We start from the raw sequence: 26,078 nt of genomic DNA on the forward strand, positions 1-26,078 counted from the left end.
GCCCCATCACCGAGCGAGCAGGACGCTGCGATGACCTACCCACCCAGCCAGCCGATCGTCCCGACCAACTTCATGACCCCGCCGCCGGCGCCGAAGTCCCGCCGCGGTCTGCTGATCGCCATCGCCGCCGTGCCGACCGTGCTGGTGCTCCTGGTCGGCGGGATCCTCTACGCCGCGGGCGTGATCCCCGGCGGCGGGCTGTCGAAGGCGGCCGCGGAGCGAGCGTGCCGGACGGCGTTCGGCGACGAGTGGCAGCAGCGGTCCAACATCGCGGGCGCAGGCTCGGCGACCACCATCATCCCGACCGTGACCGGCATCGAGATGCTCGAGACCGTGGAGGAGGGCGACGGCTGGACGGTGAACGGCACGGTGCACTACACGCTGACCACCGCGCTGATCGCCCCGGTCGAGGGCTCGATCGACCTGACGTGCACGGCGACCGGCTCGGATGCCGCGCCGCGGACCGAGGTGTCCAACCGGAGCTGACCCCGGACACGACAAAAGCGCCGCCCCTCCCGAAGGAGAGGCGGCGCTGTGCGTTTGGTACGGGCGGGCCCTGCCCGCAGAGTCCAGGTTACGCCTGGCGGTCACCGTCGGCCGTGACCGGCGCGACTGCCTGTGTGCGGACGAACATCGCGACGCCGGTCGTGACCAGCGCCATGATGGCGGCCTGCGCCTCGGGCGCCAGCTTCAAGCCGAAGTACAGGGCGCCGGAGATGACTGCCTGGGCGAAGCCGAGGATCGCGGCGGCCTGCCCGTCGCGGCGTACCCAGACCGCGGTGACCAGACCGGCGACGGCGACGATGCCGGCGTTGAGGGCGGCCTGCTGCCCGGCGGTGAGCGGGAAGATCAGTGCCGAGATGAGCTGGACAAGGGCGGCAGCGAGGCCGGTCCACAGCGCGGGGTCGCGGCTGAGTCTCATGGGTTGCCTCCGAACGTGTGTTCTACTGGGGGCGTGGAGCGGGTTGACCTGGCGCAGGTGAGGCACGCCGAGCGGGCCCGTTGGCTTGCTGGCGGCGAGTGGGACCGTGCTGCTCCGAAGGTCGCCGTCGGTGAGCTTCTGGGCGGGGGAGGCTGGTACGCGCGGCTGTACGACTGGCCGGGGTTGTGGCCGAGGCCGGGGGTGTGCCGGTATGCCGGGCCGGACGCCGAGCACTATGCGCGCGCGACGGCGGGGCGGTGGATGCGCACCATCGGCGGCGATTGGGTCGCGACGTAGCACCTAGGGATGAGAGTCTCTAGCAAGCTATAGACATGAGCTATAGATTGCTATAGAGTTGGGTCATCGAGGACGACGAGCCGAGGGGGACGAGATGACCACCAGCTACACCGAGACCTACGCCGGCTACCTGCCCGACCTGGGCATGAGCCCCGCCATGGACGACCTGCTGCGCGATGTGCTCGACAACCACGATGACCGCGGCGAGATCGAGGACGAGATCAATCAGGCGATCACGGCCAAGCTCCGCGAGTTCGGGGTGGACGCGGACACCGGCGAATGGCGCGGCGAGTGGTCGCCCGAGCAGATCGTTCGCGGCGTCTTGGCCGGGCGTGGAATCGAGTGCCCCGCAGTGCCGCCGACCGGAGACCAGATGCTTGCCGAGCTGGCCGAGGTTGCCGCCAGGCTGGCCGAGCTGGACGAGCGCCGCGACGAACTGGTGCGAGGACTGATGCGGACCTCGGTGGCGCGTAAGCAGATCGCGTCGGCGGCCAGGCTCAGCGAGCCGCGGCTCTACCAGATCCGCGACAGGCGCCGCTGATCCCCCCGTCTCGCCTTCCAACTTTTTCTATAGCACGCTATAGACATGACCTGTAGCGTGCTATAGACTATAGGCATAAGGGAGAACGAGACAGGGAGCCGGAAATGAATAAGGTCACCAAGGCAACGGTCAAGATCGAGGACAGCAAGGGCACCCGGGAATACGAGAAGACCTTCCGGAACCCGAAGACGATGCAGGCCTACCGGATCGACCTCCGCAGCCGAGTGGAGACCGGAGCGACGATCACGATCACCCAGCACTGAGGACCGGGGCCCGGAAGGGCCCCTACCCTTTTAGATCGTTATGGCACGTTTCAATTCACGGCTCCGGACAGCCGAACTCCCGGCGCAGCTTGTCGATCTCCGCCGCGAACCGCTTACCCGACTCGGTCCTCGGCGGAGAATCCTCCTGCCCGCGGCTGATATCCACGAGCAGCGCACACCAGCGCTGGTCAGACTCGATCCGGGCCTGCCGCGCACGTTTCTGCGACTGCTCGTTCACCCAGGACGCGTATCCGACCGACGCGACCGCAGTGACCAGGCACGCCACGAACGCCACGGTGATCGCATACCAGAACCGCACATACGGCGTACTCACGGCTCACCCTCCGCTGGCGAGGACGACGCCGACGACGAGGCCGACCGCGACGAGGATGACGACCGCCCACGACCACCGCCGTTCGAAGGCCGCAGCTGCCATACCCGGATGCCCCCCGCGATCCCGAGCAGTCCCATGCAGGTGGTGAGCAGCTGCCCGTTCACGTCCCCGGTGACGATCTGGTACGTGATCCCGCCCAGGCCCACCACCACGCAGCCCGCGTCCCGGACGTAGCCGATCAGCTTCTCTGGACTCACTCATGATCCGCCTTAGCCCGGCACGGCCGGATCAGGACTGCGCCTTGAGTCCGGCCAGCTCAGCTTTCACGGTGGCGAGCTCGGCGAGGATCTGCCCGAAAACGCCAGCCGGCGGCACCGGGTCACCGCCCTTCGTGCGGGAGAAGAACGCCAGCTGCCACAGGTCCGGCACCAAGTCGTTCAGGCCGCGCTCGTAGGTGTTGCCCGGCGCGCTCGTGCCGGACATCTTCTGCGCCAGCATCGTCTGGGCGATGCGGATGCGCTCGGTGTCCGACAGGTCATCGGCGGTCTGCCTGAGCTTGGTGATCACCTCGCCCGCGACAGCGTCGATGCGGGCGTCGATCCACGCCTTGTCGGCGGCGGTGAGTGCCACGGGGATGTCCTCCAGATGCCAGGAGGCCGTCGAGGCCTCGAGCGATGTGGTGTACGACGCGGAGAAGTGGGCGTGCTCGGTGTGTGCCGACGCGCCGGTGTACGTCTTCTGCACCCAGCCCGACGACGCGGACCAGATGCGCCGGTTGTAGATGATGTAGCGCAGCCGCTTCTCTTTGCCGGCCCGGCAGCGGCCGAGCAGGAACTGCACGACCTTCTCCATCGTCAGGTCGGACTCGCGCAGATCGTCGTCCACATCGATCGCGTGGACCTCGTTCACCCGGTCGGAGTCGCGGATCGGCACCGAGCCGGTCTCGTCCGGGTTGTGGTCGGAAACTTCCTTCCCGTGGGCGGCGTCGCCGATCGAGCCGTCCGAGGCCCGGTCGCGGCCCGGCGCGATCCGATCGAACTCGGCGAACAGCGCCTTCAAGCAGGGGATGAGGACCCAATTGGACATTCACGCCACCGCCGGGGGCTCGTTCGGGTTGACCTGGCCGAGCAGACCGGCCGGCCACGGCTGCTGCGCGCTCTGGTCCAGGGCATGGCCGAGTGCATCGATCCACACCTGGTCGGTGACCACCGGGGCGACCTCGGAGACCTTCTTCATGACCACGCCGAGCATCGTCAGCACGGTCAGATTCATCACCCAGGTCGAGCGGTCGACGCCGTAGATGTCGACGTCGAGCATCTGCGCTGCCCGCTCTTGGCCTTGCACGAGCTGACTGACGTACTGGTGCACGAACTGCGCCATCGCCTCTCCTCAGAACGGGATGACAGTCAAGTGCCGTCGCTGCACGGTGCCGGTGCCGCCACTCACGCGATATTTGATGGTGAAGGTGTTGGAACCGGAGGTCAGCGAGGTCTCCAAATGGGTACGGGTGGCGTTCTGCAGGCCGTTCGTGCCGGAGTCGCGCTGCTCGAGCGCCCACGTGTCGGCGGCGGCGATAGTGGTAGCGCCGGAGATCTCGTGCGCCATGTAGACGCTGTTGCCGCCGGTGTTGTTGGTCTGCCATCCGCTCGTGAAAATCAGCGCCTTCGCCGCGCTGACCGCGGTGACAGCAGGTCCCGGCGTTGTGGTGTTCGCGTAGGCGGTCGCGCTCACCGTGTCCGAACCCCCCACCAGATCGGTCCGCGGGACACGCTCGACGATGGTGTTCGCCGCGCTCGTCACGAAGATGCTCCCAGCCGTGGTGGCGAGCGACGGCGCCGTCATGAGCAGGTTGTCCCGCACGCTCGCGTTCCACTGCGCCGCAGTCAGCGACGCGTTCGAAACGGCCGTGAGCGGCGTGGTCCAGGCCATGGTCAGGCTCCGATCTCGCGTCGGCGGTATTCCGGCAGGGCGGTGAGCACCTGGCCCGCGGTCACCCGTTCGCCGCGGGTCTCGAGGATGCAGCCGGACTCGGTCAGCCAGCCGGGCGGCAGCACGTCATGCACGGCGTTTTCGTGCAGCAGGTCCTGCAGCGTTTCGCCGGGCCGCCACGACCGGGTGTGCACGTCAGGCCGCATCGCCAGCAGCACTTCGATGCCCTCGGGGTCCGCCGGCCACACGATCTGCGTCGTCCAGCCGCAGCTGCCCGGGCCGGCGCACTCGAACCGCTGCTGCCAGCGGCGGATCTGCACCGCGCTCGTACACAGCCCGGCCGGGCAGCGGGCGATCCAGCGTCCCCAGTTCGCCTCCGCGTACGCGAGGCCGGGGATGGCGAGATCTGTCACCGCGCCGCCCTGGACTGCTCGGGTCGCCACTGGCGTTGCGACTCCGGCATGCCTGCCAGGTCGAGTTCGATAGCCCTCGGACTGGCCGGCCAGTCGATCGGCACGACTGTGCCGCAGCCGCCGAACGCGTGGCCATGGTCGTCCAGCGGGAACCGGCACTGCCATCGCTGCTGCCCCGGATCCAGCAGCATCGCGTTCGTGCAGTCGGGGCTCGGGCAGTCGGCGACCCAGCGGCCCCAGTCGTAGCGGGCAACGGCGTGATCCACAGTGGGGCTCCTAGTTCGCGAACGATCCCTGGTCGAAGCCCTGCCCGGCGACGTCGAACCGGAAGACGTTCGAGGCGTTGTCGATGCCCTCGACGCCGAAGAGGCCCTGGTTGAATCCCTTGCCGGCCACGCCGAACGTGAACAGGTTCGCCGGCTGCGTGGGCTCAGCGGCCTGGCAGGTGATCTCCAGGCGGTGGACGACGCCGAGGCTGGTGATGCGGTGCTTCAGACGTTCGATCATGAAGTCGGCGTTGATGCCGCGGGCGTCGTTGCGCACGGTGATCCGGTCGGAGATCCTCGAGGCGAGGATCTCCGCGAGGTACGTGGCGTCGAGGCCGACCACGCTGAATGTGATCGTCGGCCGGTAGTTGGCGTACACCGCGACGATCTTCGTGGCGATGGCCTGCGCGTCGTACTGGTTCGCCCACGTCGGCGCCGCGTCGTCCGGCCATTGCTGGATGCCGAAGTGGCCGATCGATCCGGTGTCCTGCGCCGAAACCTGCACGGTGCGTACGACGCTGACCGGGCTCGCCCGTACCGCCACCCGGGTGATGACCGACGCGCCTGAGCAGGTGATCGACAGGATCGCCGACTGGCCGGAGGTGCGCGACAGCGTCACCGAGGACACGGCGCCGGACTGCAGCTGGATGTCGCCGGACTCCACCGACGGAACGACCGCGCCGAGGAACGGGCCAGTGGTCTGCACGATCAGCCGGAGAGTGTCGCCCGCGGCCACGGTGAGCAGGTCGTCCTGCGTCCACACCTCGGCGATCTTCTGTGGCGCCCGCAAGTCCACACTGAAGGTGGCAGAGTTGGCTATCCGTTTGGCGCCGTGGTCGTAGACGAAACTCCCGGCCTCGATCTTGAAGTCGCCCGCGACGGCGCCGGCCGGGATGGTGTGGGTGTAGGTGCCCTGGCTGGTGGTGCTGCGCGCGTCGAAGATCCGGTGGTGGCGATCCTTGAAAACAAACGTGCCGCCCTCGACGTATGCGATGGCAGGTGGCCCTTCGGAGTGGACCAGCTTGGTGATGGCCGTGTCGGCGTCGGTGCCTTCCTCCCACCACCACGGCATGTAGGTGGCGCCCGGGTCGATGTCACGGCCGCCGGTCCAGCCGATCTCGTCGAGGACGTAGCCGATTGCGTCGCCGGTGCGGATGCCGCGGTAGAGGGGCGTCGATAGGGTGGCCGATCCGGGCTGGCCCCAGCCGTCAAGGGCGGTGCCGGAAAACACGCCGACCGGGTCTCCGGAGACGTCGAAGTCGTCGAGTTGGCCCGACAGCAGCGTGTATGTGACGCCCCCGTTGGTGACCTGGTAGCGGACCGGCCGGTTCGGCAGTATCTTCCCGGCGATCGGCGAGGACGAGTTTTCAGGGCTGAACAGCTGACCTTCGTTGTTCAGCGAGAAGAGCAGTTGCCCGGCGGTGGATTTGAGGGTGTTCTCGCCGGAGACGTCCCGCCCCCATGAGACCTCGATGTCGCCGGCCAGCGCGTAGCTGGATGCGTCCTCCAACGCGTTCGCGAAGGTACCCTGCTGTGACCAGTCGATCGCGAGTTGGTGGCCGCGGACGGTCACAGCTTCCTCGCCCGCCTCGCGTCATGGATGGCCGTCACGACCAGATCCTGCGCGGCTTGTCGGGTCGTGATGGTCGAGCCGTGGAAGTGCAGGTGGATGTCGCCGCCTATGGCCGCCATGCCTGCCGGGCCCGCGATCGGCTCAGGACGGCCGGTGCCGTTCTTGATGACGTTCAGGCCTGGCCGCAGGACGCGGAAGCCGCCGTCGTCCATCGCGATGTGGTCGTGCGGGTTCCCGCCCGCGAAGTTGTGCTGGTTGAACACCAGGTCGCTGTAGGCGTGGCGGCGGCCGTTCTGGATGTTCAGGTCCTGCCACGGGGTGATCAGCTCTTTGGTGCGGGTGCCGTACCGCCGGTTCCACACCTCGGCGAGCTTGCGGTTCCAGTGGAAGTCCACGGCCCGGCCGATCGCGTGATAGCTGCGGTTGCCGGTGAGGGTGATCGCGCCGGGGCGATCCTTCGACAGGACTTGGATGCCGGGCACGATCTGCCGCGCCGCCTGGACGATCCAGTCAGAGGTGCGGCCGCCGGTCGGCACCGGGAGGATGACCTTCGCCTCGACCTCGGACCTCGATGGGATCCGGGTGTTCTGGCCGGTGGTCGTGACGCGAAAGTTCCGCTGCTCGACCGGGTAATAGCCGCCCGTCGCGTAGCCGTTGCGCCCGGCGTTGAGGTCTTCGAGCGCAGCCCGGTGCTTCGCGGTCTGCCGGGCGTTGACGATGAACTCGCCGCCTGCGAGGCCGAACATCCGCCCGTCGCGGCCGATCCCCGTCAGGTTGTCGACCGACGACGGCGCGCCGGGCAGGCGGCCCTCGTACGCGCCGCCGCGGGCGTAGCCGCCGTAGCGCTTGGCCGGGCCCTTCTCGCCCTTGAGCTTCGCGATCTCCGAGGCGATCGGGATACCGTCCGCCAGGGACCGCTGGAAGACGTACAGATCCTTCAACGCCTGGATGACGTCGTCCATCTTGCCGACGACGAGATCGGTCGTCTTCTTCTTCGGGATCGAGCCGTAGGTGTCGACGAGCTTCTTGGTCTCGGTGCGGTTCAGGCCGTTGCGACGTGCCTCTTCCTTGAGCGCGGCGATGCGGTTGTTGTGCTTCTTCGTTGCCTCACCGATCGCGACACCCGAGTTGATGTCGGCGATGTACGCGTCCCGCGTCGCCGTCGCCACCGACTCGAGGGCGTCCCGGTTGGACCGGCCCGCCGCGGTGTGGATGTTGAGGGACCTGCCGTTCGTCTTGATCGACTCGGACAGGTTGTCCCACGACGCCTCGTACTGCTCGTTCGCGTCGATAGCGGTCATCTGGGCGCCGGTCAGCGACTGGATCGCCTTCCGCAGCCCCTCGGCGATCTGCGTGGCCCGGGTGCCCTGCGGGGCCAGCTCGGCGAGTGAGGTGTTGTAGGCGTCCTGGGCGTCCTTGACTGCTTTCTGCGCGGCGGTCACGTCTTCCTGGGTGGCGGTGAACAGCCCGTTCGCCCGGGCTGCTGCGGCTGCCGCTTCGACGTTGGTCAGCAGGGACTTGACCATCTTCGACGTCTCGGCCGCGGCGATCCCGGCCGCCCGGCCGGAGCCCTCGACGATGCCGAGGTTCTCACCCATCGCCACACTGAAGTCGTGGATCTTGCCGGGGATGAACGAGATGATCCCGTACAGGTCGGTCAGCCCGCGCACCAGGTAGCCGGTCGCTTCGATCGCGCCGCCGGTCGCTTTCGCGAAAACAGTCAGCGCGCTGGCCGCGTTCTCCGACCCGCCGGAGATGGTCTCCATGGCGTTGCCGACGGACGTGCCGATGATCGTGAAGCTGTCCCCGAGGGCATCGATGACCGGTTTGCCCTTGGTGATCAGCGACTGGATCCCCCGCAGGATCTCGTCGACCCCGTTCAGGGCTCCGTCGACGAGCGGGCCGAGGAAACCGCTGCTCTTGGAGAAGATCGCCTGGATCCGGGAGTTCGCCTGCCCGAACCGGGCCTCGATCTTGCCGATCGACTGCAGCACCGGCGTGAGGAACGGGGTCGCGTCGGCCTTCAGGTCACCGAGCAGCTTTTCGCCGAGCGCCTTGCTTGCTTGCTGGACACGGGGGTCGTCCTTGACGAGCAGCAGCCCGCCGATGACCCCGCCCACACCGGCGCCGCCGATGACCGCCGCGGACATGACCGCGCCGACCGCCGGGGCCGCCGCAACCGCCGCCGCGAGGACCGCGGGGCCGATCGGGGCTTTCGCGAGCAGAGGGCCGATCTTCGAGGAGAAACCGACGGCGAACTGCTCGGCGGCGTTCTGGCCGTCGCCGACGTCGCCGAGCTGCTTCTTGAACCGGGCCAGCTGCGCCAGACCCCGATCGATCTTGATTTTGACGTCGACCGTCGGCGACGCGGCAGCCAGGCGCTTGAGCCGCGCCTCGGTCTCCTCGATCTTCGCCAGCGCCTCTTTCGGCGACGCCTTGATGTCGATCGGGTCGAGGTTCAGCCGCTTCAACGCCCGGTTGAGCTGACCGCCGATCTGCTTACCGGCCTTGGACCCGGGGTCCTGCGCGCGGAGCTTCTCGAGCAGCTCACGGTCGAACCCATCCAGCTCGGGGAGGACGGGGACGTAGGCGCGGCGAAGGACGGTCACCGGACTTCACCGCCACCGAAGCCGCTCTTCGCCCCGTTCTTGATTGCCGCCGGGACGAGGTGCGGTTTGGCCGGCTCCTTCTCGGAGCCTTCTTCAACGATCCAGCCGTAGAAAGCCTTGTCCGACCAGCCGACCGCGTAGCCCTCGATGCCGGTCTCGAGGTCGGTGATCTCCTCGATCACGATGCCCCGCGCGAGCGTCCCGGTCTTCTTCGGCGCCAGCTGGCGCGCGTCGCGCCGGATGTCCTTCGCCAGTTTCAGCAGCTCCTGCTGGACCTCGTCGGAGTTCGCGATCTCGTGCAGCGCGCGGGGGTCGGTCGGCTCGTGGGAAACCTTCACTGCACCCTCCGGTTCGTCACCCGTCTCGGCCCTTGTTGAGTGCCGCGGCCAGCGCTTTGAAGCGCTCTTCCTCGCGTCTGGCCGCTTCGATCTCGGACTGCAGCACCGGCTCGGCCAGCGCCGACTCGAACGCCAGGACCGGGCAGTCGGCGGCGCATTGGCTCTGGCATCGGCCGGCGTGGGCCAGCGGCGCACGCAGGTGGCGGTAGGCGATGTTGAGCATCAGCCGCGGCGAGATCCTGTCGACCCAGCCGAGGCCCCGAGCGCCGAGACCGGTCAGTCCGGGGAATCCGAGGACGAGCTGCTCGAACTCGTCGAAGTTCGCGGCGATCCAGTGGAGGAGGTGGATCGCCGCTCGGTAGGGCGGCCACTCTCGCTGCCGAGTAACGCGTAGGCGAGGGACCGGATCTGCTCCGGCTCGGCGCCGACCTCCACCGCGTGGTGGTAGAACCGCAGCCACTCCGACTCGTCCTCGGCGAGGACCTTGCCGTCGGCCTCGTGTTCGGGGGCGGTGAGGGCGTGCCGGATGGTCTCCATGAGGGCAGCGGCGAAGTCGGCACCGCTGACCTTGCCGCTCATAGACGCGCCGACGGTGAGGTGGACCATGCCGGGGATACGGCCGCGGACGGTGAACGTCTCGCCGGCGAAGTCGAAGGTGTCCGGCTCGATCGGTGCCTCATACTCGCGTGCGGCGGCGGCGAAACTGCCGAGTGATGCCATTGCTTCTCCTGCTCCCGGTGTCTCCCGATAGGAGTGCCCGGCCGCCTCGGGAGAGAGCGGCCGGGCACGAAAAAACCGCCCCCGGGGCGGCTGCTTGAGCGAGGTGCGGATCAGGTGGCCAGCGACAGCGCCCCGGTCGTGAACCGCTTGTACGGGGTCGTGTAGCCGGAGGACGGGATCTCGGCGTTCCATTCCATCGACAGCCCGGCCTTCGTCTCGAACGTGCCGCGCACGTACTCGACGGAGCCGACGTTGAACACCTGCGGCCAGACGATGATCTCGTCGTCCAGGTTGGACTGGAACGCCAGCATCACCCGCACCTCGGCGTCGGCCAGCGGCGGCGCGTACTCCGTCATCTTCGTGCCCGCCGTGCCGGTCACGGTCGTCGTGCCGCCGTTCATCGCGAGCTTCCAGATCAGGTCCGAGATTTCGTTGGCGACGAACGCGACCCGCGACGACTTGGACGTGGTGACCACCCTGACCGGGTACTTCGACTCGGCCACCCGGATGTCCGCGGTCTCCGTCGACTCGGTGTAAGTGACACCCGCGTCGGTGGAACCGACGTCCAGCCAGTTGGTCCAGGTCGGCGCGAACTTCGATGCGGTCGGCGTGAACGTCGGGATCGCGGTGGCCAGCGGCGCGTAGCGGATCCGGCCGGGGCCCGTCTGGACGAGGTTCGAGGTGATGGGTGCGACGCCCATGTGTCAGCCCTCCTGCTTCGGCGTGATGCCTTTGGCCGGCGCGCTGGTCTTCGTGTCGAAGTCGCCCGGGTGGCGGCCGGTCAGTTCGGCCTTGATGTCGCGGGCCTCTTTGGTGTCTTCGCCGACGACCAGGTCTTCCCAGCCGTTGGCCTTGACGGCGTCGGCTTCGACGCGCTGACCCCGGGTGTAGGCGTTCACCCCGCCCCAAGGGATGTCCTGTTTTGCGATGAATGCGCCCACGGTTCCTCCGGTTTTCAGGGCATGACGGTGATCGAGATGTCCGAGCGCACGCGTGCGCGCCCGGTGTCGTCCGCGGGCGACCAGAGACCCGCGAGCCGGATGGCGACGCCGTTCACGTGGCCGCCGGTGATGTCGGTGCCGAGCAGGTCGAAGACGGCGGCGCGCACGGCCAGGTCGAGCGCCCACGCCTCGCCCTCGCCCGCGTCCGACGTCCCGCCCCACGACGCGAGCTGGAACTCGGGCGCCGACTCCCACGGCCACGGCTGCGGCCCGCCGAGCGCGGTCACCTGCAAGCACGGCAGCGCCGGTTCCTGAAGGCGGGTGCTGACGCGGCCGCCGTGCAGCGGGCTCAGGCTCGCGTGCGCCGCGAGGAAGGTGATCAGCGCCTGCGTCGCGTCGGGCAACGGCGTGAACGTCATCGCTCACCTCCGACACGGGCCTTAAGCTGGGCGGATGACTCGTGTGCTCCCGCTGAGACTTCGTTCACAGCCCAGCGACCGGGTAGGGCGCACTGCGCACTGGATCGTGTCGGTCGGGTGGGTCCGTAACCAGGCGAACGGGCGGCGATGTGGCGTGATCGCGCGGTTTGGCAATCGGCACTTCGGCGTATGCGTGAGCCCGTTGTAGCTAGCTCGACAGGTCGATCCGGCGCAGGTAGGCGCGCACGTGGTGGAGCTGGCCGCGGACGTAGGAGCGCATGACGTCGCCGTCGAGGTCGTACGTCAGGCCGTCGGGGCCTATCACCCGGTCGGTGGACTCCAGGTCGAGGTCGGGGTTGCCGAACACGTACGCCTTGGTGACCGTGCGGGCCTCGTCGCCGATGACCTCGGAGACGGCCTTGTGCGACCACTTCACCAGGAAGTCCTCGCTGGTCGCGTTCGCCCAGTCGCGCTCCTGGTTTCCGTAACCGCCCGAGGTCAGCGGAGCGCGCAGGCGGGTGATCGTCTCGCGCAGGATCACCGCGACCTCCCTACGGCCTGGACGTGACGCCCGCGTACGGGCGTTGTGTGACGCCGGCGAACGGACGCCGGGTGTGCCGGTGATGCCGGGTGGTTAAGCCGACCGAGCAGCGGCCAACCACTGCCCGCGCCGTGCTGACCTGCGCGGCGCAGAACCCCGCCGAACACACGCCCGCCGTGCGGGACCGCTTGACGACGACAGCGGTGCCGGCCGTGCCGGTCGGGCAGGAAGCCGAGCAGGCTGCGCGCTTGCGGGCTCCCCCGGCCGCGGCTGCGCCTGCCGTGCACACGGACGCGCCACGGGCCACCTTTACTGCCGTTGCCCGGACTGCCGCTCCGGCTGGGCAGATGCCGGTGACGGCGCGGGACACGACGGAGCCGACACTGCCGGAAGAAGTGACGCCGGCGGCGCACCGGCCGCCGGCGGCGGCGACCTTGACCGCTGCGGCGCGGGCGGACAACCCCGCCGCGGTCTGGCCGGTCTGCGCGGCTGCGCCGACGAGCGCCGGCGCGCCGAAGTCGATGTACGCGCCGGGCGGAAGCTGGGCGCGGCGCTGGGCGGTGACGATCGCGGCACGGTTGACCACCTGTGCGGCGGTCGCGGCGAACCGTTGCGCCGCCGCCGTGCCGGCCGCCGCGACGCCGGTTGAGCACCTGCCGGCCACTGCGGCGACCTTGACCGCCGCGCCGGTTGCGGAGAAGCCGGCGGCCGCAACACCGGTCTGGGCGTCCGCCTGGGCCTGTTGCTGCGGGGCGCGGACGACGATCGCGGTGACCGTGTAGGAGCGGCCCAGACGCGCCATGCCGCCCCCTCAGTAGGTCGCTGCGCGGTGCACGGCCACGGGCGGGACGACCTGGACGTTGCGCCACGGCGTGGCGGTCGCCGGGGCGGCCTCCTGGAACACCAGGATGATCCCGGTGCGCGACTGCGGGGTGACGCCGTTGTCCCACGTGATGCCGGTCGACGTGCCGCTGACACCGTCGGCGGTGAAGGACAGGCTGGCCACGGAGATGTTGTCGCGGGTGCCCGAGCCGAGCGTGGTCGCGACGTCGGCGGTCTCGGTGTAGCCGTTGGTCCATGAGCCGACGCCGGTGTTGAATGCGCCGTTGAAGCTGCCGCCGATGCTGGCGACCGCGAACCGGTTGCCCGCGGACGGGGTGACGGCCGGCGTGGTCATCGTGGTGCCGGACGACTGCTGCAGGGTGCCGTTCGAGACGTCCAGGCTGCCGACGCCGGACAACTCCAGCGCGATCATGCACCACGTCACCGAGCTGCCAGGCGTGCAGGAGAACGTCGTCTCGCCGCCGGCCGCCGTCTTGTACCAGACGTAATGCCCGAGGAAGGTCTCCTGCCGGCCGCCCGTGGGCTCGGTGAACCCGGCCGGCTTGTTGCCGCTGGTCACGTAGTCGTCGCCGCCGTACACCACGACCAGCTTGTTGCCTGCGGTGGCGGGCGAGTCCAGGGTGATCGACGCCGTGCCGGTGGCGGTGTTCTGCGCGAGCGACTTCACCTGGACGACCACGCCGGCCACGAGCGCCCCCTATCCGGTGTAGTCGCTGGCGTGCCCGGATCCGGAGTCGGTGTCCGACGGCCACCAGTACAGGCCGTTCCAGGCCGCGTTTCCCCAGTTCGCGCCCGGATAGTTGCCGGTGCTGGCTCCGGCCGCGACCAGCCAGGTGTTGCGCCGCCACAGGCTGCCGGTGCCCGAGTCGGAGACGGCCCAGTCGCGCAGCGGCGTGCCCGACCCCACCGAGCGGCCGATGCGCGTGGAGAACACGTTGTCGGTGAACGTGATCCGCTGCGATGTGCCAGACGCCGACAGGGAGATCGACTGCTGGTCGCCGGAGAACCGGTTGCCGGTGACCACCGAGTCGTTGTAGGCCCCGGCCCCCTGCCAGGCGAGCAGGTTGGTGTTGCCCCAGATCTCCATGACGTTGTTCAGGCACTGCGCGCCGTGGTAGTTGCCGTCGTTGACCAGCCAGCAGTCGTTGTGGAACTGGTTCGCGGTCTGGTTGACGACGAACGGATCGGCCCCGTGGTGGAACCACGAGTTCTGCACCACGTGCGGGTTCGCCACCGTGCTGCCCGCGAGTTGCATGGCGTTGCCGAAGCCCCAGAAGTCGCACCGGTCGACGGTCAGCTTCGTGATGGTGGTGTTGAACCCGCCGTCCCCGACGATCGCGTACTGATACCCCTTGCCGTACTCCACGTACGTGGCCGTGCTGCCGGACAGCTCCTCACCGGTCAGCTCGGCCGGGTAGTTCGCCGTGGACGGCTGGAAGGTGCAGTACTGGAAGGTGACGTTGCTGCCGTACAGCAGCACCAGGGCCACGCTGTTGTTGCCCTGGTTGGAGACGTTCGCCGACTGCTGGAACCGGCAGCCCCGGAACGTCACATTGCTGGCGTGGCTGCCGGTGCTGCCGACGTCGGTGCCGCCCTGGAAGTCGCGGTACGAGTAGGTGGTGTTCGACGCGGCGACGAAGTTGCCGGTGTGCGTGCCGCCGGTGAACGACCCGGGCCACAGCGGGTCGGCCGTGTGGCCGTAGCCGGCGGCGGCCGGGGCGCGGAGCAGGCGGGCCCGCGACCGGACCGCCGGCACCTAGATCCGTTCGAGGATCATCGACGCCCGCGCGTTCACCGACGCCGGCGCGGTCAGCCGGATACCGAGCCCGGCGGACACGTCGCACTCGAACTCGGAGCCCAGCGCGAAGTCGTACAGCAGCAGCCCGCCCGCGGGGGTGAGCAGCCCCGAGTCCAGCACGGTGAGCACGGTTGGCTCCGACGTGCTGGCCGAGAACGCGGTGAACCCGGTTGTGATCGCCCGGCCGTAGACCTGCACGATGTTCGACGTCTCGGTGGTGTTGCCGGTGCCCGGCGTCGAGTTCGACGCGTTCGTGGACCGGACGATCTCCCACAGCACCGGCACCGCCGACGCCGAGATGCCGTCGAAGCCGATCCGGAACTTCTTCAGCTCACCGCCGAAGCTGCTCGGGGTGATCATCATCAGCGCGGTGCGGGCAGTCGCCGCGGACAGCGCCACCGCCGACGAGGTGCTGACCTTGTAGCCGGCCTTGGACATCGTGGAATCCCCTCGTCACATCGCGGTGGCTTCGAGCACCAGCGCGCCCACCGCCACAGTGATCTGGCCCTGGCCCGCGAACACCTCGGGCACGACCTTCTGGAAGAACAGCTCGCCCTGGCCGGTGATGTCCACCGCCGAGCCGCCCTGCGTCGCAGACACCTGGAACGTGTTCGTCGTCGACCCGACCACGAAGTAGACGGTGCCCTCCGACACCCCGGTCGGCAGGGACTCGGAGAAGACGTTGAACAGCATCACCCGGTCGTTGTCGGCCAGGCCATGCGCCGCCGACTGGACCACGTTCCCGGTCACACCCGCCGAGTCCACCGTGCCGAACGACCGCGTCGCCCCGCCGAACGGGGCGTAGCCACGGTAGTTGTTCGTGTTGCCCGTCGACGCGTTGAACCAGGCGAAAAACCCGTACGTGCCCGCCGGGACGTCGAAGGTCAGCGTGTTCGTGTTGGACTTCGCGCCCGACGCTGCGCCGCCCCAGGTGACCGCCTGCCGGGCATACGCGGGGCTGCCACCGGTCGCCTCGACGGCGTTCATGTTCGCACCCGTGCCCGGATCGGACAGGGTGCAGATCCCCACATGGGTGATCTGCGTGTTGGACTCGTCGAGCGCGTCCAGCATCACGTTCTTGGCGGGATCGTTGAATGGCACCGCGCTCTCCTAGGCGATCAGCATCGGGTGGTGACGGACGTCCAGTGCCAGTCGGGCTCGGGAAAAGAGCCCTGCGGCTTGCCCGCGGTGTTGTAGGCCGTACGCGCGGCGTCGAGGATCTCGCGCCGGCGGCCCTGCGGCCCACGCTCGTACACGTCGGCGGAGTCGTCGACGGTCTGCGACCACTTCGCCGTCGGGTTCTCGTGAACGAGGGCCGCCAGCTCGATCGCCCACGCCCACAGCTTGTCGGGCACCGGGTCGGGCCAGGTGTCGAGGCCGGTGGCGTCCTGCAGCCAGCCGTTGACGTACCGGCGGACCCGGATGGCGGTTTCCGTGTCGACCCCGGGGACCTGCAGCCAGGACGGCAAATCCCCGAGGTCGAACAGGTCGGCCATCGTCAGGCCTTGGCCGGCGCGGCCTTGACGGGCGGCTTCGGCGTCGGCTTCGCGGGCACGGCAGGCTTGGGGCCGCCGTGCTCGTCGAACTCGACGCGCTCGCCGACCGGCGCGACGCCCTCGGCCTCCGGCGTGCCCGCCTTGGCGATCATGCCCTTGCGCAGGTGCCGGTCGAGGTCGCCCTGATCGGTGTCGGCGGGCAGGGTGCCGCCGCGGTAGAAGCCCTTGAGGACCATCGAGCCCAGGCCGTCGCCGACCTTGACGGTGACGTACGGGGCAGTGACCACGTAGCTCATCAGGGAGCCACCACCCCGGTGATCTCTTCGACGGCGCCGGTCTCGCGGATCACCGGCACCGTCTTGCGGCGGCCCTGCAGGTCCCACGCGTCCAGGTCGTCCTGCCGGATGGCCTTGATCTGCACGGCCAGGTCAGCGACCGAGTAGCCGGGCGAGCCGTCGGTCTCGTCGGCCATGCCGCCGAGCTGCTGCGAGTCGAGCACCAGCGCGGTCGTGGTCAGCGACGGCGTCTTCAGCACGGTCAGCCCGGCGATCGTCTCGATCATGCCGGTGTAGACCGGGTTGTCGCTCGACTCGCGCTTGCGGAGCTGCGCGATGCCGTCGTTCAGCATCAGGTACGTGTAACCCTTCGGCGACACGACCAGGGTGTCCGGGCGGAAACCCTGGTTGCGGTCCTCGATGCGCTGCACGCCCAGCAGGACGTCCTCGAGCGGCTTGCGGTTCGCCGCGGTCGCGTTGTCCCACGACCCGGCCGTGGCCGTGTCGGCGGCGGCGGACTGCACCGCCGACATGGTGATCCCGTCGACCTGCCGGATGATCGAGTTGACGACCTTCTGCATGCTGCGGGACACGGCCTCACCGCCGTAGACGCTGCGGGCGATCTCCTCGTCGGTGAGGCGGTGCTTCTGGCCCCACTTGACGATCGCAGCGATCGCGGCCGTGCCGGTCGGCAGCGACGCGAACGGGTACTCGGAGCCGGGCGAGACGGCCTCGACGGTGCGGTCCGAGACGAACGCCTCGGACTGCTCGTACAGCACGGCCCCGCCGTTGGAGCGGAACCGCTGGGTGAGGATCTGGTCGGACACGAACCGCAGGTCGCGGAACGTACGCAGAACCCGGGACAGGAACGTCGGGTTGTTCAGGAAGCGGCTGATCGTGACGTTGTCGCCCGAGATGGTGGGCGCAGCAGCCGGATAGGTAGTGGGCACTGCCTAGCTCCTCTCGGGATTATCGGCGGCCCTGGACACGCAGCAGCAGCGGCGATCCAGCGGCGGTGGTTGCGGCGGTGCCGATGAGCGTGCCCGCCGCGGCGGCGGTGGCGATGGTGGCGGACTTGACCTGGCCGTTGGCGTCGGTGACGACGCCCGCGTCCTGGGTGATCGCGCCGGACGCTTCGAGCTCGTGGATGACACCGTCGAGCGGCCACACGGTGACCTTGGCGCCGGAGCCGGCGTCGTGCGCGGCGACCCCGACGACTGTCGGGTCGTCAGCGGCCGCATGCGCGACAGTGCCGCTGCCGGAGACCGCGAGGACGCGGCGGCCGGTGACGGCGGCGGAGGTGGTAGCGGTGAACGGTTTCGCGCCGCCGGTGAAAACAGGCTGGTAGTCGGACATGGGTCAGTTCCCCTTCCCGAAGAAGCCGGCCGGGAACATGCCGCTGAACTCGGCCTCGAACTCCCGGTCCCCGGCGTCCGCGTAGCCGGACGCGGCCACGGCCAGGGCCGAGTTCGGGGTGAGGTTCTCGATCAGCGCCCGGGTGCCGTCCGGGTCGGCGTCCCACAGCTTCGAGAAGTGCGGCTTCTGCGCTGGCGTGAACTTGCCGGCCTGCACCGCCGAGGCGATGACCTGGTCACGCTCGTTGCGCTTGGTCTCCTCGACGAACGCGGACAGGCTCTTGATGGTCTTCTGGGTCTCTTCCCACACCGACGCGGCGAGCACGATGGTGCCGGGAGTGCCCGCGCCGGTCGGGGCGACGGGCGCCGGGTCGGCGGGGGCCGACGCGGTGACGGGTTCGGGAGCCGGGGTCGGCTCGGGCGGGGACGCGAGGAGCCCGGCCGACGCGAGCGCCGCCGTCACCTCGTCGTCGGAGACGTCGGCCGCCAGGCCGAGCGCCTCTCGGAGCTTGGCTGCGTCAGGCATGCCCGGCTCTCGCTTTCTGTCGGACGGATGGACTTCAGCCCCTGGCGGGGACGGATCGGGAATGGAGGCGGCGATCCACTCGCCGCCTCCCGAAGCGACCGATGCGGCGACGAGCTGCCGCAGATCGGACAGCGACTTGAGGGCAGGCATACCGGGCGGCGTCGCGCCGAGCAGGGCCAGCCGAGTCAGGACGAGCCCGTATTCGCGGCCCTGGAACGTCACGCCGGCGACGCCTTCGATCGAGCGGTGCGGCCACCGGGACGGCGCCGCGGCGGCAACCCAGTCCTCGAGATCGGTCAGATCACCGAGCAGCACCGGGCCCTGGTCGTCCTCGGCGTAGCGGACGTTGGTGAGCCAGCCCCACGCCGGTTCGCCGTCGAACCGCTGATCCACGTGGCCGAATCCGAGCGGGATCTTCTGCCCGCCGGTGGAGGCGTGGAAATCGGCGGCGTCGCGCAGCATCGCTGCGGTGAACTCGCGGCGGCCGGACGACAGCTGCCAGGTGCCGGGGCGGGCGAGTTCAACGCCGAGCAGCTCAGCCACGGACGGCCCTCACTTTCCGTGCCGATTGCGCTGGTCGCCCGGCCAATAGCCGTACCGCTCGTGGAACCACTCGGCCGCGGTCCGTTTGGCCATCGCGGGCGTCATGTACTTGACGAGGTGGTGGTACAGCTCGGTCCACGTCGCCCACTTCGCCGCGCCCTCGCCGGTCAGCCAGTAGTGCTTCAGCTGTTCGCCGCCGGGGTGCGTGTCGACGCCCGCGGCGGCCTGCACGTCAGGGCCGTCGAGGCCGGGAATCGCCGATTGGCCGGCAAGTTTCGGGGCGGCGGTGGACGGGTCCGGGGCGGGCAGGCCGTACTGCTGGCGGACGCCCTGCTTCAGCACCTCGTCCGGGTCGATCAGCCCGGCGTCGGCGAGTGCCTTCAGCGCCTGCGCGGTGGCGGCCTGACGGGAGCCGATCTCGTCGAACACGATCCGCGGCGCCGGTTCCGACTCACCGAAGTTGACGTCGACCAGGTCTTCGACGATGTGCTGCGTCGCCGTGTCGGCGATCTGCTGCGCGAGCGTCTGAAGGCTGAGGGTGAAGAAGTCCGCGAACGTCGTGCCCAAAGCCCACGAACCGGTCTGGGTGCCCAGGTTCAGGAAGTGCGCGAGAACCGCTCGGCCGATCTGCTCGTCGTGGTAGCGGATCGACGGCATCGCCTGCGGCAGTTCACCCTCGACACCGCGTAACACCATGTCGGCGCCGTTCGGGATCGCCGCGCCGGACGACTCACCGGCACGCCAGGCTTGCGCCATCTTCGAGCCGGGTGTGAGGTCGGCTTCCCCCTCGGCCCCCTTGTACAGCGGGACACCCATGCCGTTGCGTTCGATGGTCTGCGCGTCGACGCGCAGCAGCCGGTCCTTGATCAGCCAGTTCTTGTACGCCGGGCGGAGCAGGGAGCGGCCTTTCCAGTTGCCGCCTTCCTTCTGGTGCACGTAGGCGACCAGCCGGGAGACCGGGATCGGCCGCTGCCTTCCGCCTTCCGGCGGCGCTTCCTGGGTGATGGAGACCAGACCGCCGTCGGGGGCGACCTTGATCTCCTCGATCGTGCGGGGCAGGCGGGGGCCGAGCTTGCGCAGATGCGCGCGCCCGTCGGCGCCGACCCGGTACACCTGCTCGAAGAACATGTGTCCGAATGGGAGCATCAATAGCGCCATCTCGAGGTGCTCCGACCACGAGAACCGGTCCCGTGTCCGGGGCGCTGCTTTCGGCTGTTTCCCGACGACGGGCAGGCCGAGTTCGTCGGCGACGAACTGGGTGACCCGCGCCTTCGCCCCGTTCGGGTCGATCCGCCACGGCGTCCGCTGCACCGGCAGGGACACGGCGCGCAGCACCGAGACGATCTGCGCGTCCTGGGTGCGCATCTGCTCGTAAACGTCGACCGACAGCGGCCAGCGCAGCTCCGGCGTGGTCTCGGTCTCGTCGTACGTCCAGAAGTTGGAACTCGCTCCGGACCAGCCGATCTCGTTGATGGGCGCGGAGACCACGGCACCCCCCTCGGTGGGTCAGAAGCCGGCGGAGGCGAGTTCGGAGGTTTCAGAGCGCGCGGATGTAGCGGTGACGACGGGCGGCGGGGGTGCGGGTGTGGGCGGGGGCTGGATCGCCAGACCCCAGAACGCGCCGGTAGCACCGACCAGAGGGCAGATGTCGCCGTCGGACTTGCGCCGCGACCATGCCCACAACCCGTCGCCGAGGTCCCGTTTCGACGCCGCCCGCCAGGCGCGCAGCAGCACGGGATCGTTCAGGTGCCGGACCGCCTCCGCCTCGACCGCGGCTTCGAACGCGGAGCATGCCTGGCCGAGGTCACGGGTGGTCATCTCACGCGGGTCGATCCCGGCCGCCCGGAGGTCCGGCAGCAGCGCCCCGGCGGGGCCACCTGGGTCGATGACCCAGTCAAGCGGGTTGTGACGGTTCAGCCCGGCCGCATGGGCGGGCGCCCAGCTCGAGCCCTGCCCGTAGGCGACGACCTCGAGGTGGGGCAGCCCGTCGGGACGCCACATCGCGGCGACGATCGCGACCGACTTCAGCCCGGGAGCCGCGTCGAGGAAGAACACCGGCCGCCCGGTGGGCTTGGAGTCCTCGTCGGCGCAGTCCGCCCATTTCGCGAGGAGGTTCTCGATGTCGACGCCGGCAGGCTCGGTGAACCAGCCCAGCCGCTCGCGGCCGAACTCCTCCGGCGGCAGCGCCCGCCGCTCGGAACGGACGTATTCGGCGGAGATCCGGCGACCCAGCGCCGGGTTGGCGAGCTTCCACAGCCGCTCGTCGTCCAGGGCGCAGCCGTCGGTGTCGACGGTGTGCGGGCACTCGGGGCCGAGCTGGCAGCCGGGCTTGTCCCAGGAGCCGGGGGCACACCATTCGACCCAGATCAGCGACGGATCGCCGCCCTTGCGCCCGCGGTCACGCAGCCCTCGCAGGTGGTCGGAGCCGAGGACGCCCGCGGACGACGCATACATGATGTGCGGGTCGCCGGTCATCGACCGGGCCGCGAGGGTCGGCATCAGGGCGCCCATGGCCTCGGACGGCAGGAACAGCGCCTCGTCCATCACGATGCGCTTGCCGCCGATACCCCGGCCGCCGCCCTTCGAGCGGGCCAGGAACTCCAGCTTCGCGCCGGACAGCAGCTCGACGGCCTCCTCGCCGTTGGCGTAGGTGACCTTCTTGACCCGCTTGCGGAGCATGTCGCAGTTCTCGACGATCCGGACGATGTCCTGGAACGACTCCCGGGCCGTCTTGAACAGGTGCGCCGTCCACACGATCTTGTCCGGCGGCAGCAGAAACAGGTCGAACATGACGATCGGCAGCACGATGCCGCCCGTCTTGCCGTTCTGCCGAGGCTCGACGTAACCCGACTCGAGCGCCGCGCTCCGGCCGCCAGCACGGTAGGACAGGCCCGCGTCGATCGCGATGCACTGCTCGGCGTCCGGCGGGCGCCCGTACGCCTTCGCCAGGTCAATCGCCTCGTCGCCGTAGGAACCGACCCTGTCGGGGACCGACAGGTACGCCGGATCAACCCGGTCAAGCACTGGCGGCTTTGCCGGCGCGACGCTGCGCCAGCTCGTCCATCGGGTCCGCGGCTTCCTGCTCGCCCTCGACCTTCATCGCGAGCCGCTTGCGTCCGAGCGGCGTCATCCCGAACTCGGTTTCCGTGCGGGCGAGCTGGGTCTCGAGCTGTCCCATGACCCTGACGAGCGGGTTCATGACCTCGCCGCCCATCGACCCGCTGACGGTCCAGTTCGTGCCGAGTTCCTCGATGACGGCGTCGTACTGGTCGACCTGCTGGATCCAGCGGTGCAGACGGTTCAGGTCGGCGTCCAGGTCGACGAGTTTCGCGGCGTCGGAGCGCCAGAACGCTTCCCAGCGTCGCCGCGCCCACGGCCGGGTGCCCTTCGGAGGTTCGGGAACACTACTCACCGTGATCACCCCCGGTCACAGCGCGTTAGAGTTTCGGCGCGAAACGTGCGGGGAGAGAAAAGGGGACCGGCGCGGGGGTCCCCTACCCTTCCGGTCCAAGATTTTTTCGGTCCGACGTTTCCGCAGGTCAGAGCGTTGTCACCACGTGCGCGAGTGTTTCATCCCCGCACGCGCTGCCGCGCCGCGCTTCGCCCCATCGACAACGTTGCACCTCGGGTGTTCCGGTCCGGTCCACCGTGTGCGGTCGGGCGTGTGACCCATGTGCCACTCACTGCTAGGGCTGATCGCGCGGGTGGGCTCGAGACACAGCACGGCATGGCAGTGGGCCTCGCCCCTGGCTACCACCGGTGCCCATGCCTTGCGCTGGGCCTCGTGCTCCTTGCCGTACCCCCGGGCGTGGGTGCTGCCGGCGTTCGGCATCAGCCCTCCCGTGGGGTAGCGGGTGTCCGGGTGCGCCGAGGTCTAAGACGAGAGGCCGTACCCCCAGAGGAAGGCCGGTGTCCCTGCAGGAAAGGGGGCACCCCCGGAAACGAAGGCACCCCCTGCGCTGAACCCCCGGGGAACAGCAACCCCCACCGGATGACCCGGATACGACAAAGGCCCAAGCTCAAAGGGCTAGGCCCGTCGTAGTCTGCGCGCCCTGCCGAATGCGTCCGGGCAGGGTTCACTTGCGGCGATCTTCGCAGGGCTTGACGCCCACCGTCAAGCAGCCTCGGCCGAGGCGCGCCGGGCGAGTTCGGCTTCGAGGCCAGCGAGCAGCATCAGCGTCGTCTGCCCCGACTGGCACGGCGGCGCGGCACCCTTCTTGGGATCGTCCTCACCAACCCCGATGCCAGTCGAACGGCGAGCGGTCGCCCGCGCGCAGGGCGAGCGTGCCGTCGATGTCGAAAAGAACGGCTCGGGCGGTCATGCGGGTGCTCCTTCGGTGGGGGTTGTCGTTCTTGCGACTCTGATGTGCTCGGCGAGGACACCGATCGTGTCCCGATCCCACGCCGCGCCACAGGCAGTGCACATGCCGTAGCTCGTCGTCAGATTGATGCGCAGGCTGCCCAACTGGGCGCAGTCAGCGAGCGGGCAGCGCGCGCCAGCGATCCGGCGAATCTGCTCAAGCCCGAGATACACCCGGCACCACGACACCCACCGGCGCAGATCAGCCAGCAGTTCCCGCTGCTCGCCGTCATCCATGCGGCCGGCGGCGCCCACAAGAGCGCGGATCGTCGACTCCGGCGTAGCGCGCGGGTCGACGCCGAGATCCTTGCACCAGCGGCGCGCGGCCGCGGTGATCTGCCGGTAGCGGGACAGCGCCTCGATCTCCAGAGGCGGCCGCGACTTCGGCACGCCACCACCCGGCCCTTCGCCGGCCACGGACGCCGGGAGCACAGCCCGGTGCAGCTGCGTCAACAGACCATGCTGCACCGTCACGTGATGATGCGTCTTCCGATGCCGGTTCCCGTCCCACACCGTGTACGGCTCCCGATTCACGTGGGGATCCGTCAGGCCGTCAGCCAGACCAGTGATCTGATCCAGAAGGGTCATACGGTCCTCCGATGGCGGTCGTGGCCGAACCGATTTAGCACGCGAGCCATCGCGTGGCCGAGCGGCTTCGGCTTCCTGCGAAGCTCCCAGCAAGGATGCTCCGACTCCCACCTGTACCGGCGCACCACGACACGGTCCCCGCGCACGGCAACCACCTCGGCGCCCTCCCAGCTCACCTTCTCCCGGCCATCGAGGTACCAGACGTGGCGCACCTGGCAGGAGTCACCCACGTGCCAGTGGAGGGATGGGGGCTTGCGGCGGCTCACGAGCACTCCCTGTCAACGCGGACGATGAGCACCAGCTCCCCGTTAGGGCGCTCGAGGACATGGTCATCAGGAAGAACGCGCCGAAGCGCAGTGGGGCACTCGATGCCGTACTCGCGGGCAACCGGGTCGATGTGCAGCGTCCAGAACAACTCGCTGGCAAGGTCCGCCGGGCTGGCGTGGATCACCTGCGGAGGCCTATTCGTGATCCTCCGCCAGTGAGCGTCAGCATCGGCTGCGCGGACAGCCTGACGACGCACAGCGCGCTCGACGATGGCTCGCAAACGTTGGATCATCCCCGGCGCACCTCCATCCCTTCCTCGAAGGGCTCCAACAGGTCCCAGACAGCGGGTTCGTCGTCGCGTTCCAGCGCCTCGCATGCGGCGACCAGGAGGGAGCGAGGGAGCCAGCCGCGCTGCTCGTAGGTGAATCCCTCGTCTTCCCACCCGCCGTCGATCTTGTAGTTGTAGGCCGAGGAGCCATTCAGGTCGGCGCGCGCCAGGCGCTCTTCCGGCGGATCCGCCGGCGCGTCTTCGGCGAGGTATGCCAGCACCTCGGCGCGCGGCCCCCACCAGATGATCGACTCGACGATGGTCGACCAGCCCACGTAGAAGTCCACGTCCCGATCCGGCTTGATCACGAAGCGGCCCATCAGTCGGCTTCCTCCCACTCGGTTACGGTCACCGTGCGACGGTGAAGATGAGGACCGTCCGCCCAGTAGACCTGGTTCTCGCGCATCGCATCGACGAAGTTCCGGGCCTCGATTTCGGCGGTATCGAAGCCGCACGCCCGGGTGACGTTGCCGATCGGCGACCAGACGAACTCGTACGGCTCCTCGCCCCATCGGCCGGTGACCCGCCATTCCTCGTAGGAGGTCACGAGCCCTCCCTGGTGATCCACGGGTCCTGTGTCATGTCCGGGACCAGCAGCCGCCGCACCCCTCCCCGGGGATCAGGGACATCCCCTGCCCGTCTCGGGATGACGTGCACGTGGAGGTGCGGGACGGTTCGGCCGGCCAACGGGCCGTCGTTCACGGCGATCGTGAAGTCCTCGGCCTCGTGGACGTCGGCGGCGTGCTGCGCCACCTCGATCAGGTAGAGCGCGTCGATCACCTCTTGGCCGGTCAGGTCGACCAGGCGATCGACATGCCGGATCGGGTAGACCAGGGCATGCCCTGGCGCGACGGGGTGGCCATCGAGAACGGCGCGCATGGTCGTCGTCTCGTGGATCAGGGTGTTTCCGTCCCAGGTGGAACAGCAGGGAAGACGGGTCACGGCTTGTCCTTCCGGGACCCCCAGTGGTTTCCCATCGACAGTTGCGGACGTTCGGCCGTTCGGGCAGGCAGCGGACCTGTTCAGCTCATGCCGCCAGCGACGCCCGTCCCAGTACGCCCACATGCCGCAGTGCTGGCACAAGCCACGCTGGTCAGGGATCACGTCGTTCATCCGGCCCTCCGGTCAGGGGCAAGGGCGCCGGCGCGCACGGCCCGGCGGTAGGCGGCGTCGACGGCGTTGCGGGTCATTCCGAGCCGTTCGGCGATCTCGGAACGGCCGAGCCCGTAGGAGCGCAGGTGCCGGTACTCGGCGACGAAGTCGTCCCGGAACCGCTGGGTGCGCTTCGTCGGGAACTGGCCGAGGGTGCCGTTACGCCAGTGGGTCTCGTAGCAGGAGTCACACAAGCCGCGGGCGTTCACCGGACGGTCCGGGTGGCAGGCGGCGGGGCGGGCGTGGACGAGGACCAGGCGGCGAGGGGCGTGCAGCAGGCGGCGGGCTGCTTCCTCGAAGGCGGGAAGCTGGTCACGGAGATCGGTCACAGCCACACCTGCCAGATGACGAATGCGACCAGCAGCGCCGCGAAGGCCATCAAGGCGCAGGCCAAAGCGATACCGAGACGGTCGAGCCAGGTCACGTCAGATCACCTCGCCG

General features: G+C 69.2%; 41 protein-coding genes. 4 read left to right on the forward strand and 37 right to left on the reverse strand.

Annotation, left to right across the window (positions count from 1 at the left end):
- Positions 1 to 30 precede the first annotated feature (30 nt).
- Complete coding sequence (locus tag ACFQS1_RS19630; protein WP_378970213.1) at positions 31 to 486, forward strand: hypothetical protein; 456 nt, start codon at positions 31 to 33, stop codon at positions 484 to 486.
- An 88-nt stretch (positions 487 to 574) separates the two neighbouring features.
- Here the strand turns inward: ACFQS1_RS19630 and ACFQS1_RS19635 are convergent, their stop codons facing one another.
- On the reverse strand, positions 575 to 922 hold the full coding sequence (locus ACFQS1_RS19635; RefSeq protein ID WP_378970215.1) for a hypothetical protein: 348 nt from the start codon (positions 920 to 922) through the stop codon (positions 575 to 577).
- A gap of 33 nt (positions 923 to 955) precedes the next feature.
- On the opposite strand from ACFQS1_RS19635, the gene ACFQS1_RS19640 reads away from it, so the two are divergent.
- The 3 genes from ACFQS1_RS19640 (at position 956) to ACFQS1_RS19650 (ending at position 2,023) form a co-directional block, all read left to right on the forward strand.
- Positions 956 to 1,219: a hypothetical protein gene (locus tag ACFQS1_RS19640; protein WP_378970217.1), complete on the forward strand. Its 264-nt coding sequence runs from the start codon at positions 956 to 958 to the stop codon at positions 1,217 to 1,219.
- A 94-nt stretch (positions 1,220 to 1,313) separates the two neighbouring features.
- Complete coding sequence (locus ACFQS1_RS19645; RefSeq protein WP_378970219.1) at positions 1,314 to 1,760, forward strand: hypothetical protein; 447 nt, start codon at positions 1,314 to 1,316, stop codon at positions 1,758 to 1,760.
- 104 nt (positions 1,761 to 1,864) lie between these two features.
- Entirely contained in the window at positions 1,865 to 2,023 is a 159-nt protein-coding gene (locus ACFQS1_RS19650) for a hypothetical protein (RefSeq protein WP_378970222.1), read from the forward strand.
- A 55-nt stretch (positions 2,024 to 2,078) separates the two neighbouring features.
- Here the strand turns inward: ACFQS1_RS19650 and ACFQS1_RS19655 are convergent, their stop codons facing one another.
- The 36 genes from ACFQS1_RS19655 to ACFQS1_RS19825 form a co-directional block, all read right to left on the reverse strand.
- Positions 2,079 to 2,357: a hypothetical protein gene (locus tag ACFQS1_RS19655; protein WP_378970224.1), complete on the reverse strand. Its 279-nt coding sequence runs from the start codon at positions 2,355 to 2,357 to the stop codon at positions 2,079 to 2,081.
- Entirely contained in the window at positions 2,354 to 2,614 is a 261-nt protein-coding gene (locus ACFQS1_RS19660; protein ID WP_378970227.1) for a hypothetical protein, read from the reverse strand. Before ACFQS1_RS19660 ends, ACFQS1_RS19655 begins: the two co-directional genes overlap by 4 nt.
- A 31-nt stretch (positions 2,615 to 2,645) precedes the next feature.
- Positions 2,646 to 3,443: a hypothetical protein gene (locus ACFQS1_RS19665; RefSeq protein ID WP_378970229.1), complete on the reverse strand. Its 798-nt coding sequence runs from the start codon at positions 3,441 to 3,443 to the stop codon at positions 2,646 to 2,648.
- Positions 3,444 to 3,737 (reverse strand): hypothetical protein, encoded by a 294-nt coding sequence (locus ACFQS1_RS19670; RefSeq protein ID WP_378970231.1) that lies wholly within the window; start codon positions 3,735 to 3,737, stop codon positions 3,444 to 3,446.
- A gap of 9 nt (positions 3,738 to 3,746) precedes the next feature.
- Positions 3,747 to 4,286, reverse strand: coding sequence for a hypothetical protein (locus tag ACFQS1_RS19675; protein WP_378970233.1), 540 nt, complete (start codon positions 4,284 to 4,286; stop codon positions 3,747 to 3,749).
- A gap of 2 nt (positions 4,287 to 4,288) precedes the next feature.
- Positions 4,289 to 4,699, reverse strand: coding sequence for a hypothetical protein (locus ACFQS1_RS19680; RefSeq protein WP_378970235.1), 411 nt, complete (start codon positions 4,697 to 4,699; stop codon positions 4,289 to 4,291).
- Positions 4,696 to 4,965 carry a hypothetical protein gene (locus tag ACFQS1_RS19685; protein WP_378970237.1) on the reverse strand — a complete coding sequence of 90 codons (270 nt, stop codon included), beginning with the start codon at positions 4,963 to 4,965 and terminating at the stop codon, positions 4,696 to 4,698. The genes ACFQS1_RS19680 and ACFQS1_RS19685 overlap by 4 nt, the downstream gene beginning before the upstream one ends.
- Positions 4,966 to 4,975: 10 nt before the next feature.
- Positions 4,976 to 6,538, reverse strand: a complete 1,563-nt coding sequence (locus ACFQS1_RS19690; protein WP_378970239.1) for a hypothetical protein — start codon at positions 6,536 to 6,538, stop codon at positions 4,976 to 4,978.
- A complete protein-coding gene (locus tag ACFQS1_RS19695) occupies positions 6,535 to 9,147 on the reverse strand; it encodes a hypothetical protein (protein WP_378970242.1) in 2,613 nt (870 codons plus the stop codon). Before ACFQS1_RS19695 ends, ACFQS1_RS19690 begins: the two co-directional genes overlap by 4 nt.
- Entirely contained in the window at positions 9,144 to 9,485 is a 342-nt protein-coding gene (locus ACFQS1_RS19700; RefSeq protein ID WP_378970244.1) for an HK97-gp10 family putative phage morphogenesis protein, read from the reverse strand. The genes ACFQS1_RS19695 and ACFQS1_RS19700 overlap by 4 nt, the downstream gene beginning before the upstream one ends.
- Positions 9,486 to 9,501: 16 nt before the next feature.
- On the reverse strand, positions 9,502 to 9,708 hold the full coding sequence (locus ACFQS1_RS19705; RefSeq protein ID WP_378970246.1) for a hypothetical protein: 207 nt from the start codon (positions 9,706 to 9,708) through the stop codon (positions 9,502 to 9,504).
- 53 nt (positions 9,709 to 9,761) lie between these two features.
- Complete coding sequence (locus tag ACFQS1_RS19710) at positions 9,762 to 10,205, reverse strand: hypothetical protein (protein ID WP_378970248.1); 444 nt, start codon at positions 10,203 to 10,205, stop codon at positions 9,762 to 9,764.
- A 110-nt stretch (positions 10,206 to 10,315) separates the two neighbouring features.
- Positions 10,316 to 10,906, reverse strand: coding sequence for a phage tail tube protein (locus tag ACFQS1_RS19715; RefSeq protein ID WP_378970251.1), 591 nt, complete (start codon positions 10,904 to 10,906; stop codon positions 10,316 to 10,318).
- Between the two features lie 3 nt (positions 10,907 to 10,909).
- Positions 10,910 to 11,146: a hypothetical protein gene (locus ACFQS1_RS19720; RefSeq protein ID WP_378970253.1), complete on the reverse strand. Its 237-nt coding sequence runs from the start codon at positions 11,144 to 11,146 to the stop codon at positions 10,910 to 10,912.
- A 14-nt stretch (positions 11,147 to 11,160) separates the two neighbouring features.
- Complete coding sequence (locus tag ACFQS1_RS19725; protein WP_378970256.1) at positions 11,161 to 11,565, reverse strand: hypothetical protein; 405 nt, start codon at positions 11,563 to 11,565, stop codon at positions 11,161 to 11,163.
- Positions 11,566 to 11,773: 208 nt separating this feature from the next.
- Entirely contained in the window at positions 11,774 to 12,106 is a 333-nt protein-coding gene (locus ACFQS1_RS19730; protein ID WP_378970258.1) for a hypothetical protein, read from the reverse strand.
- A 10-nt stretch (positions 12,107 to 12,116) separates the two neighbouring features.
- The gene (locus ACFQS1_RS19735) at positions 12,117 to 12,908 is read right to left on the reverse strand and encodes a hypothetical protein (RefSeq protein ID WP_378970261.1); all 792 of its coding nucleotides are present in this window, start codon (positions 12,906 to 12,908) and stop codon (positions 12,117 to 12,119) included.
- Positions 12,909 to 12,917: 9 nt separating this feature from the next.
- A complete protein-coding gene (locus ACFQS1_RS19740) occupies positions 12,918 to 13,637 on the reverse strand; it encodes a hypothetical protein (RefSeq protein WP_378970263.1) in 720 nt (239 codons plus the stop codon).
- Positions 13,638 to 13,646: 9 nt separating this feature from the next.
- The gene (locus ACFQS1_RS19745) at positions 13,647 to 14,705 is read right to left on the reverse strand and encodes a hypothetical protein (RefSeq protein ID WP_378970266.1); all 1,059 of its coding nucleotides are present in this window, start codon (positions 14,703 to 14,705) and stop codon (positions 13,647 to 13,649) included.
- Entirely contained in the window at positions 14,706 to 15,185 is a 480-nt protein-coding gene (locus tag ACFQS1_RS19750; protein WP_378970269.1) for a hypothetical protein, read from the reverse strand.
- 15 nt (positions 15,186 to 15,200) lie between these two features.
- Entirely contained in the window at positions 15,201 to 15,848 is a 648-nt protein-coding gene (locus ACFQS1_RS19755) for a hypothetical protein (RefSeq protein ID WP_378970271.1), read from the reverse strand.
- Between the two features lie 17 nt (positions 15,849 to 15,865).
- Positions 15,866 to 16,243 (reverse strand): hypothetical protein, encoded by a 378-nt coding sequence (locus ACFQS1_RS19760; protein ID WP_378970274.1) that lies wholly within the window; start codon positions 16,241 to 16,243, stop codon positions 15,866 to 15,868.
- A gap of 2 nt (positions 16,244 to 16,245) precedes the next feature.
- Positions 16,246 to 16,539, reverse strand: coding sequence for a hypothetical protein (locus ACFQS1_RS19765; protein ID WP_378970276.1), 294 nt, complete (start codon positions 16,537 to 16,539; stop codon positions 16,246 to 16,248).
- Positions 16,539 to 17,468: a phage major capsid protein gene (locus tag ACFQS1_RS19770; protein WP_378970279.1), complete on the reverse strand. Its 930-nt coding sequence runs from the start codon at positions 17,466 to 17,468 to the stop codon at positions 16,539 to 16,541. Before ACFQS1_RS19770 ends, ACFQS1_RS19765 begins: the two co-directional genes overlap by 1 nt.
- 19 nt (positions 17,469 to 17,487) lie before the next feature.
- Positions 17,488 to 17,874 (reverse strand): capsid cement protein, encoded by a 387-nt coding sequence (locus ACFQS1_RS19775; protein WP_378970281.1) that lies wholly within the window; start codon positions 17,872 to 17,874, stop codon positions 17,488 to 17,490.
- Between the two features lie 3 nt (positions 17,875 to 17,877).
- Positions 17,878 to 18,942, reverse strand: a complete 1,065-nt coding sequence (locus ACFQS1_RS19780; protein WP_378970284.1) for a phage protease — start codon at positions 18,940 to 18,942, stop codon at positions 17,878 to 17,880.
- Between the two features lie 9 nt (positions 18,943 to 18,951).
- A complete protein-coding gene (locus ACFQS1_RS19785) occupies positions 18,952 to 20,430 on the reverse strand; it encodes a phage portal protein family protein (RefSeq protein WP_378970287.1) in 1,479 nt (492 codons plus the stop codon).
- Positions 20,431 to 20,448: 18 nt separating this feature from the next.
- Positions 20,449 to 21,966 carry a hypothetical protein gene (locus ACFQS1_RS19790; RefSeq protein WP_378970289.1) on the reverse strand — a complete coding sequence of 506 codons (1,518 nt, stop codon included), beginning with the start codon at positions 21,964 to 21,966 and terminating at the stop codon, positions 20,449 to 20,451.
- Positions 21,959 to 22,354, reverse strand: a complete 396-nt coding sequence (locus tag ACFQS1_RS19795) for a P27 family phage terminase small subunit (RefSeq protein ID WP_378970292.1) — start codon at positions 22,352 to 22,354, stop codon at positions 21,959 to 21,961. Before ACFQS1_RS19795 ends, ACFQS1_RS19790 begins: the two co-directional genes overlap by 8 nt.
- An 817-nt stretch (positions 22,355 to 23,171) precedes the next feature.
- Complete coding sequence (locus tag ACFQS1_RS40660) at positions 23,172 to 23,264, reverse strand: phosphatase domain-containing protein (RefSeq protein WP_465263212.1); 93 nt, start codon at positions 23,262 to 23,264, stop codon at positions 23,172 to 23,174.
- Positions 23,261 to 23,890: a DUF7341 domain-containing protein gene (locus ACFQS1_RS19800; protein ID WP_378970294.1), complete on the reverse strand. Its 630-nt coding sequence runs from the start codon at positions 23,888 to 23,890 to the stop codon at positions 23,261 to 23,263. The genes ACFQS1_RS40660 and ACFQS1_RS19800 overlap by 4 nt, the downstream gene beginning before the upstream one ends.
- A gap of 262 nt (positions 23,891 to 24,152) precedes the next feature.
- A complete protein-coding gene (locus ACFQS1_RS19805) occupies positions 24,153 to 24,449 on the reverse strand; it encodes a hypothetical protein (protein ID WP_378970297.1) in 297 nt (98 codons plus the stop codon).
- Positions 24,446 to 24,805, reverse strand: a complete 360-nt coding sequence (locus ACFQS1_RS19810) for a hypothetical protein (RefSeq protein WP_378970299.1) — start codon at positions 24,803 to 24,805, stop codon at positions 24,446 to 24,448. Before ACFQS1_RS19810 ends, ACFQS1_RS19805 begins: the two co-directional genes overlap by 4 nt.
- The gene (locus tag ACFQS1_RS19815) at positions 24,805 to 25,032 is read right to left on the reverse strand and encodes a hypothetical protein (RefSeq protein WP_378970302.1); all 228 of its coding nucleotides are present in this window, start codon (positions 25,030 to 25,032) and stop codon (positions 24,805 to 24,807) included. The genes ACFQS1_RS19810 and ACFQS1_RS19815 overlap by 1 nt, the downstream gene beginning before the upstream one ends.
- Positions 25,029 to 25,427, reverse strand: a complete 399-nt coding sequence (locus tag ACFQS1_RS19820; RefSeq protein ID WP_378970304.1) for an HIT family protein — start codon at positions 25,425 to 25,427, stop codon at positions 25,029 to 25,031. The genes ACFQS1_RS19815 and ACFQS1_RS19820 overlap by 4 nt, the downstream gene beginning before the upstream one ends.
- Before the next feature lie 167 nt (positions 25,428 to 25,594).
- Positions 25,595 to 25,966 carry a hypothetical protein gene (locus tag ACFQS1_RS19825; protein ID WP_378970307.1) on the reverse strand — a complete coding sequence of 124 codons (372 nt, stop codon included), beginning with the start codon at positions 25,964 to 25,966 and terminating at the stop codon, positions 25,595 to 25,597.
- Positions 25,967 to 26,078: the final 112 nt, after the last annotated feature.

Origin of the sequence: Paractinoplanes rhizophilus (assembly GCF_042664765.1) — a bacterium.
GTDB classification, from domain to species: domain Bacteria; phylum Actinomycetota; class Actinomycetes; order Mycobacteriales; family Micromonosporaceae; genus Actinoplanes; species Actinoplanes rhizophilus.